Origin of the sequence: Acinetobacter lwoffii (assembly GCF_019343495.1) — a bacterium.
GTDB lineage: Bacteria > Pseudomonadota > Gammaproteobacteria > Pseudomonadales > Moraxellaceae > Acinetobacter > Acinetobacter lwoffii_P.
The window spans coordinates 1,945,987-1,960,565 of record NZ_CP072549.1 but is presented as its reverse complement, the minus strand read 5'-3'; the positions used below and the strand labels follow the sequence as shown (position 1 = coordinate 1,960,565).

Sequence of the window (14,579 nt, the reverse complement as noted above, 5' to 3'; positions counted from 1 at the left end):
ACCCCTTTAAAGCGTAATACGTTGACAGCTGATGCGAAAGCATGCGCCCTGTTCTTGTTGTATATAGTTTAATTGTGCCTGATTTGCTTCGCAAAAACTATGTGATAAATACAATCCTAATCCGGTACCACTAATCGATGTGCTAAAAAAGGGTTTGAACAATAGAGCTTGATCATGTACGGCTACGCCAGAGCCAAAATCCCGTACATCAATCCAGACCCGATGTTCATAGGGATGCACATTCAGCTGAATATAGGCTGCATCGGCTGAATTGTGACGAATCGCATTACGAATCAGATTAATCAGGATTTGCCGGAACTGTGCTTCATCAAACTGAATCACCAGCGGGATATCAATATTAAATTGAATCTGATCGCGAATATCGGCCAGATCTTCCTGGATAAATAACGGGATAAATTCATTGAGATGAATCGGCACCGGATGGGTTTCTTTATTTTTGACCATATTCAGCGTGTCCTGAATAATCCGGTCAATCCGGGTCGCCTGTCGACCAATCATCTGCTGGAGTAGCTGTTGCTGTTCAGTTTCTGAGTCCAGATACAAATCATTGGCCTGTACAATGGCCGCCAAGGGATTACGAATTTCATGCGCAATACTGGCTGATAGCTGACCCAGTGCAGCAAGTTTAAGTTGCTGCACCTGCTGATTCAGTTTTTTGGCATCCTGTAACACCAGTAGCATTAGAGTCTGATGCGGCACAATCAGTTTTTGTACCTGCACATGAATATTATAGCGACTTTGCTGGGATTCAAATTGAAAGCGCTCACCATTTTCCAGTGTTTCAAAATGGATCAGTTCAAATAAATCTGGCTGTGACTGAGATAAGGTGAATTTCTCATGGCCGTATTTTGACTCAATTCCAAGAAGAGTACAGGCGGCGGGATTACTGAGTACCACATGGTAGTTTTCATCCAGAACCAGATAACCGGTTTCAATCTGTTCCAGAATATAGCGGTTAATATTCTGTAAGCGATGCAGTTCCAGCGATTGAGAAAAATTTAGATTTTCCAGAATCTGAAAACGGCGTATGGCGATCTGCCCAGTGCCATAGACCACAAAAAATAAAAAGGCCAGCAAGGCGCTATTACTGATATTGCTGAGTGATGAAAATGCAAAAATACTGCCGATAAAATGCTGATAAATTACGCTGATAACAGCAACCAGCGTGACGACTAAGGCCTTTTTTGCATCTAATAATAAAGATGCAGAAAAGATGGTAATCACAAACAGCAGCCCGATTTGCAGATTAGGACCGTCGCTCGCCAAAGTCAGCAAACTTAAAATGCAGACATCGCTAAAGAAAATCATGACCAGCTGCGGCTGGATCAGTCGTCTGATCCATTTCAGCGCAAACAGCTGTACGGTATTGATCGCAACCCCGATTCCCAGCGCATAATAATACAGCTGCGGGTATTGATAATCGGTGGTGAGTTCAGGGTAGGTTAGCAGAAAAATCAGCAGCAGGCCGGTGCTGATTAGCAGGCGATAGGCGCTATACCAGATACCAAGATGATATTGATTGAGTGCAGAATAACTGGATTGTTGTGCCATATGCACCGCGACTCGTCAAAGGCTAAGGTTTAATGAGTCCATAGCGCATCGCCAGATGAGTCAGTTTGACATCGCTATCGATATTCAGTTTTTCAAAAATACGGTAACGATAAGTATTCACGGTTTTAACACTCACAAAGAGCTTGTCGGCAATTTCCTGGGCGCTGATACAATTCACCACCATCATCGCCACTTGCATTTCACGTTCTGACAATGCATCAAAAGGGGATTGTTGTGTATCAGAAAGGTAAGAGCTGGCTAACTGTTCCGCAATGTCGGCGCTGAAATATTTGCCGCCTTGCATGACTTTATTAATCGCACGGACCATTTCCGAAATCGGGGCCCCTTTGGTGATATAACCTTTGGCACCGGCTTTCAATAACAGGGACGGATAAGGTTCTTCTGCCAGACCGCTGACCGCTAGAACTTTGGTTTCCGGCGCACTCTGAAGTAGACGGCGCGTGGTTTCTACGCCGCCAATGCCCGGCATATTTACATCTAACAAAACTACATTAGGATGATGTTGACGAACCAGAGAGATCGCTTCTTCACCAGATTCAGCTTGTCCAATTACCTGAACCTCCGCATGGTCTTCTAGCATTCTGCAAATTCCAGTACGAACTAATTCATGGTCGTCCACAACTAAAACTGTGATCACCTACGCTCTCCCTCTGTTAAAAAAATCATTTTTTTGTTACATAAAGCAAAATAAGCTTGCAATGAAAGTACAAAATTAGCAATCCTATTCGCAAGATTAAATCTGAAACTTATCACACAGTGTCAAGAACAAAAAATGTTCGGCATTGTGTTTAAATGTAAGGCATATTAGAGGTAATACGCAAATCAATCTTACCTCTGTTAGTTGAGTGAAGGAATAGTGAAGAAAATAAACAAGTCTTTAAGGCATCTACTCGGCCTGTCCGTGTTAATCAGCATGAGCACGACAAGTTTTGCTGAAATCATTATGAATTCTGGCACGGCAGAGGGCGGTTCCAGCATTAGTTGGTCTTCTGAAGAAGTTAACCAGTTAATGAGCGATGATTTTAATGCGTCAGCCAATGAGCCTTCGCCACCCGGGTCTGCAACAGTGACCACCACTTTGCGTCAGGCCGGCACAGCAGCGCCAGCAGTAATCAAACCTGCTTATACTGCGCCGCAGATTATTGATACCAATCATTTTAGTAATCAACCTTCTGTCAATGCACGGGCTGCACTGGTCATGGATGCGCAAACCGGTGAAGTGCTGTTTAGCAAAAATACCAATACTGCCTATCCGATTGCATCGATTACCAAGCTGATGACAGCGGTGGTGATTTCTGATGCACGTCTGAATATGTCGGAAAAAATCACCCTGCAACAGGCTGATTTTTCCTGTTCAGGCTGTAAAAGCTCAAGCTCGACTTTAAGAGCAGGGGACAGCATGAACCGTGCTGAAGCTTTACTGTTTGCTCTGATGAAGTCCGAGAATCCGGCTGCAGCCGCTTTGGCACGGACCTATCCCGGTGGTCGATCAGCGTTTATTGCCAAAATGAATGCAAAAGCTAAAGAGCTGGGAATGAACTCCACTCGCTTTATGGAATCAACAGGTTTGCATCCGGGTAACGTGGCATCAGCTCGTGACTTGGGAATCTTGGTAAATACGGCCTCTCAATACGGCCTGATTCGTCAGTTCTCGACCACGCCAAGCTATGACTTTAACTTGGGTTATCGTGTATTGAAATCGAATAATACCAATGCCTTGGTACGTAATGGCGGATGGAATATCAATATTTCTAAAACCGGTTTTATTAATGAAGCAGGGCGCTGTGTGGTGATGCACACCACTCTGAATAACCGTCCTGTGGCAGTGGTACTTTTAGGTGCAAACAGCTCACAGGCGCGTACCAATGATGCGACCCGTTTAATGAGTTGGGTTAGCCAGCAACCTAAACGAATCTAATTGATTGGTTCATAAAAAAAAACCCTGCACTTGCAGGGTTTTTTTAATTCTGGCCGAAATTACATATTCAACAGAATAGAGTCTTTAACTTGAGTCATGGTCGCATCAATCGACAGCATCACAGCATCAGCACATTGCTTGATGGCAGTGTCTGGATCTTTCAGACCGTTACCCGTTACGGTACATACGATCACTGAACCTTCAGCAATTTTACCCGCTTTAATGTCACGGATCGCACCGCCGACAGACGCAGCAGACGCAGGCTCTACGAATACACCTTCATACATAGAAAGCAGACGTTGAGCTTCAAGAATTTCCGCATCAGTCAGTTCATCAAACCAGCCGTTTGAATCACGAACAACCGCTTTAGCATGATTGAAGCTTTGCGGATTGCCGATACGAATCGCAGTTGCAACAGTTTCCGGGTTTTCTACTGGACCGCCACGAAGGAACGGTGCAGCACCAGAGGCTTGGTAACCTGCCATGATTGGCAAGCCAGCCGGTTTAGGACCAGTGAAAGCATCAGTTTCAGCATCGTAAACGACTTGCTCAAATTCTTCTTTCGACTGGTTAGCCACCGCTTCGGTATAACCCATCCAGTGTGCAGTGATGTTACCCGCGTTACCTACAGGCAGGCAGTGATAATCCGGTGCACGACCTAAAGCTTCAACGATCTCGTAAGCAATGGTTTTTTGACCTTGCAGGCGGTACGGGTTGATTGAGTTTACAATCGTCACCGGTGCCTGATCGGCAACTTCTTTAACCAGACGCATACCGTCATCGAAGTTACCGCGAATTTGCATGGTGATCGCACCATACATCATCGCTTGAGCCATTTTACCCATGGCAATTTTGCCTTCAGGGATGAGCACGAATGCTTTGATGCCAGCACGCGCAGCATATGCCGCCGCCGCCGCAGAGGTGTTACCAGTAGATGCGCAGATGATGGCTTTAGAGCCTTCTTCAACGGCTTTGGTCACCGCCATAGTCATACCGCGGTCTTTAAATGAACCAGTCGGGTTTAAGCCCTCGTACTTCACATAAATTTCAACATCTTTACCAATAATGCGTGGAATATTCTCAAGCTTGATCAGTGGAGTATTACCTTCACCCAAAGAGATCGCACGAGTAGTTGCAGACACTGGTAAACGGTCGCGATAGCGGTCAACTAAACCAGTATAACGATTGGCATTCGACATGATGATGTTCCAATTGTGTGTAGAGCTTGGCAAGGGGAATCCTCCCCTCAACCCGATTAATTATCAAGCGATTCTAAACGAATTCGTACAATTTCGCCATGAATGACGGGTAATGCTTGAATTTGTGAAAGCGCTGCATCCATTTTTGATTCGACGATAGGATCGGTCAGAATCACGATAGGAATAAGGTCTTTGGATAAACGCGGTTGCTGCATGATTGCATCAATACTGATGCCGGCACGACTAAGAATCGTGGTGACATCAGCAAGCACGCCCATCTGATCTTCGGCATTAATACGGATGTAATAGCCGGTGGTCATTTGTTCACGACTCAAGATCGGTAAATCACTGAGCGCTTCAAAGGCCAGTTGTGGAATGGTACCTGCGCCGTCTTCTGTGTAAATGATGTCACGAACAATATCGACCACATCGGCAACAACCGCAGAAGCCGTTGGTCCTGCACCTGCGCCAGCGCCATAGTAGAGTGTTGGGCCGACCGCATTGGCTTGTACCAGAACCGCATTTTTTACACCATTCACATTGGCAATCAGCTGGTCATCTGGAATCAGGGTCGGGTGTACACGGAGTTCAATCCCGGCATCGGTACGGCGTGCAATACCCAAGTGTTTAATCCGGAAACCGAGGTCTTCTGCATATTTCACATCTTGTGCAGTGATTTTGCCAATGCCTTCAGTAAAGACTTTGTCAAACTGTAGTGGAATACCAAAGGCACATGAGGCCAGAATGGTGAGCTTGTGAGCCGCATCAATGCCTTCCACGTCAAAAGTTGGATCGGCTTCGGCATAGCCCAGTTCTTGAGCTTCTTTCAGCACATCTTCAAAAGCGCGGCCTTTTTCACGCATTTCACTGAGAATGAAGTTACCCGTGCCGTTAATAATACCGGCCAGCCATTCAATCTTGTTAGCTGCCAGACCTTCACGAATCACTTTAATAATCGGAATGCCACCAGCCACTGCGGCTTCATAAGCAATCTGTACGGCATTGTCTTCAGCCGCTTTAAACAGTTCGTTGCCGTGTTCAGCCAAGAGCGCTTTGTTGGCCGTTACAATATGTTTGCCATGTTTCATGGCTTCCATAATAATTTCAAAAGCAGGATGAATTCCGCCCATGACTTCAACCACGACGTCTACATCAGGTTGACGTACAATGTCCATCAAGTCGGCACTTTGTTTAACCGATTCTGGTAGATCCAGATCAGGACGTGGACGACGGGTGCCTACATGGGTAATTTCAATTTCACGACCGGTGCGACGTTTGATCTCAGCAGCATTTTCTTTTAATAGTTTCAAGGCACCACCACCTACAGTACCAAGACCGAGGATTGCCAGACGAACTGGTTTCACGTCACACTCCAAATTAAACAGTTTTTTACAAGAGCCTAGATCATAGCTAAAAAACCCGCCTGACTCTAGGGTCAATTCAGAATATCTTTATCTATAAAATAAAGTTAAATAACTTATTAAAATGAGTTATTTAAGCCGATTCAATAATTCCGATGTAGACAGGTAACCGCCTAGATAAGTACCTGCTGAATTATAAATGGCAGGGGTGCCATTCACGCCCATATTCAGACCCATTTGATATTGATCTTGAACAGGATTTTCACACTTCTCTGCACTAATCTGTGCGCCTGAAATCGCCTGGTCAAAGGCACTACGGCGGTCAGCACTGCACCAGATCGCTTCCATGGCCGGCATATGCTGTTCACCACGCGGCCAGGCGATATAACGCACTTCAATGCCTTTGGCATTCATCTCATCCATTTGCTCATGGAATTTATGGCAATACGGACAGCTGACATCGGTAAACACATAGACCACATGCTTGGCTTTGCCTTTGGCTGGATAGACCAGCAAGTCTGCTGGCTTGAGTTCAGCAAAGAGTTTATTGTTGATGCCTGCCTGCAGGTTTTCGCTGACATTGTGTAGCTGTTTGTCACCGAGACGGATCACATCGCCCTGAATCAGGTATTTACCGTCACTGGTGACATAGACCGCAGACATGCCTTCCAGACTCACCCAGTACAGGTTTGGCACTTCAGTGGCTTTAATGTCGGTAATTTTGGCACTGATGCCAGCAGTTTTGAAATGCTTTTCCAGCGTAGAAGCCAGACGCTGTTCTGCATTGCGTTCGGTTAGGGTAGAGGCTTCGCCCGTCGCCGGTGCGCTTGCAGTCAACTCTTGCTTTTTATCGTTGTTAGTGGAATTGGAACACGCAGTCAGACCCAAACCAGCAGCAAGTGTGCAAGCCATAAAAATTTTTGAGCGGGCAAATGTCATAAAAAACCCTTTTCTTCTTGGATTAAAAACAGAGCATTAGCATAACAAAAAAAAATACCCACACGTCAAACTTCTCAGTTTATTCCATCCGGATATGTTTTAAGCTCGTGGATGATGGGTTGCATGCAGTTGTTGCATTCGCACTTGCGCCACATGGGTGTAAATCTGCGTAGTGGACAGATCGCTGTGGCCCAGAAGCATCTGCACCACGCGTAAGTCTGCGCCATGATTGAGTAAATGCGTCGCAAATGCATGACGTAAGGTATGCGGTGACAGTTCGGACTGGATTCCTGCCTGCAAGGCATAACGCTTAATGGCATACCAGAAATTCTGCCGGCTCATGATCCCGCCATGCTGGGTTAAAAACAGATAATCGGTCGAAGTCTTATAGAGTTGCGGACGGGCTTCGTTCAGATATTTTTCTACCCATTCACAGGCCATTTGTCCCATCGGAACCAGGCGTTCTTTATTGCCCTTACCGACGATACGTAAATACCCCTGTTTTAAGTTGATCAGTTCCAGACGTAAGTTAATCAGTTCGGTCACCCGGAGTCCGCAGGCATACAGCACTTCGAACATGGCGCGATCGCGCAGCCCTAATGCCGTGTTGATATCCGGGGCGTGAATCAGGGCTTCGACATCAGCTTCGGACAAATCTTTAGGTAAGGCCCGGCCCAGTTTTGGGGTTCTATGTGCAGCCACCGGATTGTCACTACGCAGTTTCTGCTCACGTAAAAATTTATAAAATGAACGCAAGGCAGACAGGCAGCGGGCAATCGAACGTGGACTTTTTTGCTGTTTGGTCAGTGCAATCAGCACATCGGAAATATCATCATGATTCCATTCCGGCAGAGGCTTGCTCAGGCATTCTGCACATTGCACCAGGTCGGACAAATAGGCATTGCGGGTATGCGGGCTGACCGTTTGTGCAATCAGATAATCACGAAAACCCTGTAAATAACTGAACGCATCAGGAATCTGGACAGGGGCAGGAATACGGGGTTTTTTATTCAGCATAAGGTGAAAGGATCTGATCTGAAAAAGCGATAATCGGGATTGGTATTCTCCACTGTAGTTTAATTTTATGACGGTGTCGATGTGGTATAAGGCTAAATCGAAATGTAATTAATCTTATTTGTTAATTATTCTCATTTGTTTGTATACTGTACAAAATAGTTTAGGAATTTCACGGTGCGTTTGTCTGATTTAAAAGCAAAACAAATTGCCATCATTCGAAAAGTGAGTCGAACAGCTGATGGTGAAAGTGCTCTACACGATGTCGTCGCGAGTCGTTTGGAAACTTTAGGCTTTGTACCAGGTACAAAGGTACAGGTCATTACTAAAGGTATTTTTGGTGGAGATCCCATTTTGATTCAAGTTGGATTCACACGTTTTGCTTTGCGTAAATCAGAAGCAGCCAAAATTGAAATCGAACAGGCGGTGTCGGCATGAGTGATACATTACGTATTGCCCTTGTCGGTAACCCTAACTGCGGTAAAACTTCATTATTCAACCACTTAACCGGAACACGCCAAAAAGTCGGTAACTATGCGGGTGTCACGGTTGAACGTAAAGTCGGTACCTTTCAGCTTGCTTCAGGCAAAGCGGTACGGGTACTGGATTTGCCGGGGACTTATAGTCTGGATGCGACCAGTCCGGATGAAGAGATTACTCGCAACGTCGTACAAGGTAAAATTGCGGAAGAGCAGGAGCAGGATGCATTTTTGTGTGTGGTAGATGCCACCAATCTGAAATTACATCTGGGTCTGGTGCTGGAAATGATTCAGCTGGGTCGTCCGGTGCTGGTTGTGCTGAACATGATGGATGAAGCACGCCGTCGTGGCATGCAGATCAATACCCAGAAGCTGTCTGAGCGACTGGGCGTACCTGTGGTAGAAACGGTGGCTGTGCGCAATTCAGGGATTGAAAACCTGAAAAATGCGCTAGATCAAGGCAAGTATTCTTTACCACAGACCGAACTCAGCGGCTTGAAAGGTGACAGTTACCAGCGCGTGGAAAATATTCTGAATGACGTGGTCAATTTCGTCGATCAGGAAGATAAACGTACCGACTTCCTCGACAAGATTTTTCTACATCCGGTATTGGGTTTACTCAGCTTAGCCGTAATGATGTTCGTGATTTTCCAGGCGGTATTTGCTTGGGCTGCGCCGTTTATGGATGGGATTGAAACTTTCTTCGGCTGGCTGGGTGAATTCCTCGGTGAATATATTTCGCACCCATTACTGAATAGCCTGGTGGTGGACGGGATTATTGCCGGTGCAGGCGGAGTAGTCGTATTCCTGCCACAGATTCTGATTCTGTTCTTTTTTATTTTGGTCCTAGAAGAATCGGGTTATTTACCGCGTGCAGCATTCTTGCTCGATAAGCTGATGTTTAAAGCAGGCTTGTCGGGCCGTGCCTTTATTCCGTTATTGTCCAGCTTTGCCTGTGCAATCCCGGGGATTATGGCATCGCGGACCATCAGTGATCCGCGAGATCGTTTAACCACGATTTTTGTTGCACCTTTAATGACCTGTTCGGCACGCTTGCCAGTTTATGCCTTGCTGATTGCGGCATTTGTACCGGCACAAACCGTCTGGGGTTTCCTGAATCTGCAAGGTCTGGTGCTTTTCGGTTTGTATATGGCAGGTATCGTGAGTGCCTTGCTGGTGTCTTTTATACTAAAATTCTTCCACAAAGATAAATCACAGCACATGTTATTGATGGAACTGCCAAGCTACCGTTTTCCGGACTTGAAAAACGTCTGGATCGGCTTGTTGGATCGCGGCAAAATCTTCTTGAAACGTGTCGGTGGTATCATCTTCGCCTTATCGATTGTACTGTGGTTCCTGTGTACTTTCCCGCAGCCGCCAGAAGGCGCAACCCTGCCGGCCATTGATTATTCATTGGCAGGGATGCTCGGTCATCTGATGCAGCCGATCTTTGCACCGCTCGGTTTTAACTGGCAGATCTGTATTGCCCTGATTCCGGCGATGGCAGCGCGTGAAGTGGTCGTTGCAGCACTGGGTACAGTCTATGCGATGTCTGCAGTTGATGAAGATGCGATGTCTGAAGGTCTGGCTGCGCTAATCAGTGGTGGAGGCGATCTAGGCTGGTCAGTGGCGACAGGTTTGTCTTTGCTGGTGTGGTTTATTTATGCACCACATTGTCTGGCGACTCTGGCAACGGTTAAACGTGAAACCGGTTCCTGGAAAACTGTCAGTATCATGACTATTTACCTGTTTGGTCTGGCATATTTCATGTCATTCCTGACTTATCAAATTGCTTCATATTATTTGGGCTAAATCTCAACTTGGCCTTGGCCAATTGAATTTGCTGCATTGTATATGTATGGGAGATTGAGATGATTGAAATTCTAATTGTGACAGCACTGGTGCTTTGGAGCATGCTGGTTGTCTTTAAAAAGGTGTTTCCGAACACCTCTAACTCAGTCTTCCAGAAGCTGTCTGATGCCTGTGCAGCCAAGGGCTGGCAGCGTCTGGCCAAATGGCTGCAACCGGGTATGGCAGCAGGCTGCGGTGGCAACTGTGCCTGTCCGGTTTCAGAAAAAGGTTCAGACGTAAAGCCGGCTCAACAAGCGGTGAAATGGAAATAATTTCCTTTTCTGGCTAAATTTCAAAAACCGTCATGATCATGACGGTTTTTTTACGCATGGACACAAAAAAAATGTGCAGAAAAGCCAATCAGAAAAGGCATTCAAAACAGCAAAGTGCTACCATTTCGTCAGTTTCAAAATAGACCAAAATATGGGGCGAAAATGTTAATACAACGTGGTGGGTTAAAAGTCGTTGCAGGACTCGGAATATCAGGTGTTGCAGCAGTCAATTTCTTGCATAGTCAGGGCTACCGCGTTGCAGTAACAGATTCAAGAGCTAACCCGCCAGGGCATGACCAGATACCTGCTGAGGTTCAGACCAGTTTTGGTCAGTTTGACGCCGAACTGTTACTTTCTGCAGAAGAAATCGTGATTAGCCCCGGGCTTGATCCTAAACTTCCTGAAATTCAGGCAGCGATTAACAAGGGTATTTCGGTAGTCAGTGAAATCCAGATTTTACGCCGTGCTACGGATAAGCCTATTGTGGCGATTACCGGTTCTAATGCCAAAAGTACCGTGACTACCTTGATTGGCCTGATGGCAGCGGATGCAGGCAAAAAAGTTGCCGTCGGTGGTAACTTAGGCCGTCCTGCGCTAGACCTAACCAAAGATGATCCTGAGCTGTATATACTCGAGCTGTCCAGTTTTCAGCTGGAAACCACCTCAAATCTGGCGGCTGAAGTCGCGGTGGTGTTGAACATGAGTGAAGATCATCTGGATCGTCATGGCGATATGATGGGTTATCACACGGCGAAACACCAGATTTTCCAGGGTGTAAAAAAAGTCGTCTATAACCGTGATGACTCTTTGACCCGTCCTCTGGTGCCAGACGTAACACCGATACAAAGCTTTGGTCTAAATGCACCGGATATGAACCAGTACGGTATTCTCAAGGATACGGATGGCAGCATCTGGCTGGCGCGTGGTCGTGAGCGTCTGCTGAAAAGTACCGAGATGTATATGCAGGGCACGCATAATGTTGCCAATGCCTTAGCCTGTCTGGCGCTGGGTGAAGCGATTGGCCTGCCACTGGAAAGCATGTTGAATACCTTAAAGACCTTTAAAGGTCTGGAACATCGCTGTGAATTCGTTAAAGAAGTGCAAGGCGTACGTTATTATAACGACTCCAAAGGTACCAATATCGGCGCAACCTTGGCAGCACTGGACGGTCTCGGCATGGCCATTGAAGCCCAAGGCGGTAAAGTCGCGATTATTCTCGGTGGTCAGGGCAAAGGGCAGGACTTTAAAGCCTTGCGTGAATCATTAAGCAAATATGCCAAAGTAGCGGTATTAATCGGTGAAGATCGTCCCGTCATTGAAGCAGCGATTGCGGGTACGACTGAACTGATTCATGCGGACAGCTTGCAGCAGGCAGTAGAAATCTGCCAAAAGCACACTCAGGCACATGATGTCGTGCTATTGTCTCCTGCATGCGCAAGTTTTGATATGTTCTCGGGTTATCCTGAGCGTGGTCGCAAGTTTGTTGCGTATGTGAATGAACTCAATTAAGAATAACAAGGATTCGTGATATGGCTGGGTTTGCTCAGACTACGATCAATAAATTAAATCAATTTTATACGCAGTGGATACCTAGAATACCTGCTGAAGTGAATCCACGGAATGTATTGATTTTCTGTGTGTTGGCTTTGCTCTGCATTGGTTCGATCATGGTGGCATCGGCCTCGATGCCCTATGCAGAACGTATGCATGAAAATCCGTTTCACTATATTAGCCGACATGGGATTTCGATTTTTGTCGCTGCCGTAGCAGCTTTTCTGGCTTATAAAATCCCCTTAAAAGTCTGGTTTAATAACACTTTCTTTTTGTGGATTATTACCATCGTACTTTTGGTGGCCGTGCTATTTGTCGGGACGGAAGTCAATGGTTCCAAACGCTGGATTCGGATCGCAGGCTTTACCTTACAGGCTTCGGAAGTCGCCAAAGTGATGATGGCAATTTTTACTGCAGACTACGTGGTGCGCCGTGCGGAAGAAGTACGGAATAATATCAAGGGTCTGGTCCGTTTAAGTGCCATCATGGGTGCTACCGTCGGTTTGATTATTCTCGAGCCTGACTTGGGTGCAACCGTGGTAATTACCTTAACCATGCTTGGCGTGTTCTTTCTGGCGGGTGCGCCGTGGATTCAGTTCGGTGTGGCTTTTATGACCTTGGTCGGCGCATTTGCTGCCGCGATTCTGTTGGAACCGTATCGTCTGCAACGTCTGCTGTCTTTTTCGAATCCTTGGGAAGATCCCTTAGGCACCGGTTATCAGCTCTCTAATGCCCTTATGGCCTTTGGCCGTGGGGAATGGGCAGGGGTAGGCTTGGGGCATAGTATCCAGAAAATGTCTTATTTGCCTGAGGCGCATACCGATTTCATGCTGGCAATTTTGGGTGAAGAATTTGGCTTTTTAGGCATTTCAACCATCCTGATCTTGTCCTTCACCATGCTGGTTTGCTGTATCCGCATTGGACACCGCGCCTTGCAGCATCAATATTTGCGTGCCGGCTATCTGGCTTATGGCATCAGTATCATTTTCCTGTTACAGATTCTGGTGAATGCCGGTATGAATATGGGCATGTTGCCGACCAAGGGTTTGACCTTGCCATTTATTAGTTATGGCGGTTCATCCCTGATTATCTGTGCGGTCATGATCAGTCTGATTCTGAAAATTGATTCGACCACGCGTCAGGTCAATCCAAGCCGCGAAGAATCAAGCTTCTAGATTGGAGTTTCGTCCTGGCTCTGGCTGAGCATGGTCCAGTACCGTGCTCGGCATTGCGGTTCCACAATTGGAACAGGTCACAAAAGCAGATTTAGGCTTGGAAAGTGGAATCAAGGGTATAAAAAATAAAGAAAAATAATTACGCTGCTGTTTTAGCTCATAGCCCGAACGAGTACGGCAGACCGGACACAGAAACTGGCTTTTCTCAATGGTTTTGGTTTTAGGGCCGACGCCAAAAATAAAAAACATACTCTTCTTCCTATTAATTTTTCATTCTAGAAGTCTAGCTTAAGTGAAAAGCTGTTTTTATAAATAGTGACCTTGTAGCTCAGTTGTATGTGGAATCCGCTCAATGTCCCATTGTACTACCGCCTGTTGCAGCATCCGATCGGGAGTGTCCAAATCAACTTCAGCCTGATGCAAAGCCTGAAGTGCCTGTTTTAATAATTGGGGTGCCTGAGTTAAATCCAGTGCTTGGGCCAGATTCTGTTTTGACAGTTTTTGCCCCTGATCATTCATTGCCAGCGGTAGATGCATATAGCTCAGACGCGGATAACCGAGTAACTGTCCCAGATAGATTTGCCGTTCGGTATTATCTAAAAGATCAGCTCCACGTACCGCATGAGTCATACCTTGCAGATAGTCATCGACTACTACAGCCAGCTGGTAATTCATAATGCCGTCACGACGTTTTAAGACAAAATCGCCCAGATCTTTCTTCAATTCTGAACAGTGCCGACCTTGCAAGCGGTCTTCAAAGCAGATTTCAACATCTGCAACTTTTAAGCGAATGGCCTGATGTTCAAAAGCTAAACCTAAATCACGGCAGGTATCTTGATAGATATGATTGGAACCAAGCATTTTACGGGTGCATTGGCAGGCATAAACCAAGCCTTGCTGACGTAATTGCTGGATAACGTCTTCATAAATGTCTAAGCGGTCTTTCTGGAAAATGATTTCGGCATCAGGCTCAAGCTGAAAGGCATCCATGGCACGCAAAATATGTTCTTCGCTGCCGGGATAAATGCGGGGAATATCGGTGTCTTCAACCCGAACCAGCCATTTACCATGATTGGCTTTGGCATCGCAGTAACTGGCGACTGCGGTAATCAGGGAGCCAAAATGCAAAGGGCCGGTTGGCGATGGCGCGAACCGACCCACGTAATTCACTTCAGCTTTCCCTCCCTTTATTAAAGGGAGGGTCAGGGAGGGATTACTCAATGACAT

Annotated in this window: 14 protein-coding genes; 6 read left to right on the top strand and 8 right to left on the bottom strand. The window is 46.3% G+C overall.

Annotation, left to right across the window (positions count from 1 at the left end; genetic code table 11):
• Positions 1-6 precede the first annotated feature (6 nt).
• Together J7649_RS09325 and gacA are read right to left on the bottom strand one after the other, a co-directional pair.
• Positions 7-1,572 carry a sensor histidine kinase gene (locus J7649_RS09325; RefSeq protein WP_219310093.1) on the bottom strand — a complete coding sequence of 522 codons (1,566 nt, stop codon included), beginning with the start codon at positions 1,570-1,572 and terminating at the stop codon, positions 7-9.
• A gap of 22 nt (positions 1,573-1,594) precedes the next feature.
• On the bottom strand, positions 1,595-2,230 hold the full coding sequence (gacA, locus tag J7649_RS09320) for a response regulator transcription factor GacA (RefSeq protein WP_005108454.1): 636 nt from the start codon (positions 2,228-2,230) through the stop codon (positions 1,595-1,597).
• 219 nt (positions 2,231-2,449) lie between these two features.
• Here gacA and J7649_RS09315 point away from each other — a divergent pair, with 219 nt between their 5' ends.
• Positions 2,450-3,511, top strand: a complete 1,062-nt coding sequence (locus tag J7649_RS09315; protein ID WP_005249689.1) for a serine hydrolase — start codon at positions 2,450-2,452, stop codon at positions 3,509-3,511.
• 59 nt (positions 3,512-3,570) lie between these two features.
• Here J7649_RS09315 and thrC read toward each other — a convergent pair whose 3' ends face one another.
• The 4 genes from thrC to xerD form a co-directional block, all read right to left on the bottom strand.
• Positions 3,571-4,710: a threonine synthase gene (gene thrC / locus J7649_RS09310; protein ID WP_219307581.1), complete on the bottom strand. Its 1,140-nt coding sequence runs from the start codon at positions 4,708-4,710 to the stop codon at positions 3,571-3,573.
• A 56-nt stretch (positions 4,711-4,766) separates the two neighbouring features.
• Positions 4,767-6,074 carry a homoserine dehydrogenase gene (locus J7649_RS09305; protein ID WP_180037291.1) on the bottom strand — a complete coding sequence of 436 codons (1,308 nt, stop codon included), beginning with the start codon at positions 6,072-6,074 and terminating at the stop codon, positions 4,767-4,769.
• Positions 6,075-6,200: 126 nt separating this feature from the next.
• Entirely contained in the window at positions 6,201-7,010 is an 810-nt protein-coding gene (locus tag J7649_RS09300) for a DsbC family protein (RefSeq protein ID WP_005101478.1), read from the bottom strand.
• Between the two features lie 99 nt (positions 7,011-7,109).
• Complete coding sequence (xerD, locus tag J7649_RS09295; protein ID WP_005248421.1) at positions 7,110-8,027, bottom strand: site-specific tyrosine recombinase XerD; 918 nt, start codon at positions 8,025-8,027, stop codon at positions 7,110-7,112.
• Positions 8,028-8,201: 174 nt separating this feature from the next.
• Between xerD and J7649_RS09290 the strand changes: the two genes are divergently transcribed.
• From J7649_RS09290 to ftsW, 5 genes are all read left to right on the top strand, one after another.
• Positions 8,202-8,462: a FeoA family protein gene (locus J7649_RS09290; protein WP_005101473.1), complete on the top strand. Its 261-nt coding sequence runs from the start codon at positions 8,202-8,204 to the stop codon at positions 8,460-8,462.
• Entirely contained in the window at positions 8,459-10,315 is a 1,857-nt protein-coding gene (gene feoB, locus J7649_RS09285; protein WP_219307579.1) for a ferrous iron transporter B, read from the top strand. The genes J7649_RS09290 and feoB overlap by 4 nt, the downstream gene beginning before the upstream one ends.
• Before the next feature lie 59 nt (positions 10,316-10,374).
• Complete coding sequence (locus tag J7649_RS09280; protein WP_005101469.1) at positions 10,375-10,626, top strand: DUF6587 family protein; 252 nt, start codon at positions 10,375-10,377, stop codon at positions 10,624-10,626.
• A 162-nt stretch (positions 10,627-10,788) separates the two neighbouring features.
• Entirely contained in the window at positions 10,789-12,135 is a 1,347-nt protein-coding gene (gene murD, locus J7649_RS09275) for a UDP-N-acetylmuramoyl-L-alanine--D-glutamate ligase (RefSeq protein WP_219307576.1), read from the top strand.
• A 20-nt stretch (positions 12,136-12,155) separates the two neighbouring features.
• Entirely contained in the window at positions 12,156-13,352 is a 1,197-nt protein-coding gene (gene ftsW, locus J7649_RS09270) for a putative lipid II flippase FtsW (protein WP_004281069.1), read from the top strand.
• On the opposite strand, the gene J7649_RS09265 is transcribed toward ftsW, so the two are convergent.
• Together J7649_RS09265 and gluQRS are read right to left on the bottom strand one after the other, a co-directional pair.
• Positions 13,341-13,601, bottom strand: coding sequence for a zinc ribbon domain-containing protein (locus J7649_RS09265; RefSeq protein WP_004281070.1), 261 nt, complete (start codon positions 13,599-13,601; stop codon positions 13,341-13,343). The genes ftsW and J7649_RS09265 overlap by 12 nt on opposite strands.
• Before the next feature lie 57 nt (positions 13,602-13,658).
• A complete protein-coding gene (gene gluQRS, locus J7649_RS09260) occupies positions 13,659-14,579 on the bottom strand; it encodes a tRNA glutamyl-Q(34) synthetase GluQRS (RefSeq protein WP_228738637.1) in 921 nt (306 codons plus the stop codon).

What these genes read in the sequence shown, in the direction of transcription:
- ftsW (WP_004281069.1), top strand. Translation starts at nt 12,156, where the DNA reads ATGGCTGGGTTTGCTCAGACTACGATCAATAAATTAAATCAATTTTAT.
- xerD (WP_005248421.1), bottom strand. Translation starts at nt 8,027, where the DNA reads ATGCTGAATAAAAAACCCCGTATTCCTGCCCCTGTCCAGATTCCTGAT.
- J7649_RS09300 (WP_005101478.1), bottom strand. Translation starts at nt 7,010, where the DNA reads ATGACATTTGCCCGCTCAAAAATTTTTATGGCTTGCACACTTGCTGCT.
- feoB (WP_219307579.1), top strand. Translation starts at nt 8,459, where the DNA reads ATGAGTGATACATTACGTATTGCCCTTGTCGGTAACCCTAACTGCGGT.
- murD (WP_219307576.1), top strand. Translation starts at nt 10,789, where the DNA reads ATGTTAATACAACGTGGTGGGTTAAAAGTCGTTGCAGGACTCGGAATA.
- J7649_RS09280 (WP_005101469.1), top strand. Translation starts at nt 10,375, where the DNA reads ATGATTGAAATTCTAATTGTGACAGCACTGGTGCTTTGGAGCATGCTG.
- gluQRS (WP_228738637.1), bottom strand. Translation starts at nt 14,579, where the DNA reads ATGTCATTGAGTAATCCCTCCCTGACCCTCCCTTTAATAAAGGGAGGG.
- J7649_RS09265 (WP_004281070.1), bottom strand. Translation starts at nt 13,601, where the DNA reads ATGTTTTTTATTTTTGGCGTCGGCCCTAAAACCAAAACCATTGAGAAA.
- J7649_RS09325 (WP_219310093.1), bottom strand. Translation starts at nt 1,572, where the DNA reads ATGGCACAACAATCCAGTTATTCTGCACTCAATCAATATCATCTTGGT.
- thrC (WP_219307581.1), bottom strand. Translation starts at nt 4,710, where the DNA reads ATGTCGAATGCCAATCGTTATACTGGTTTAGTTGACCGCTATCGCGAC.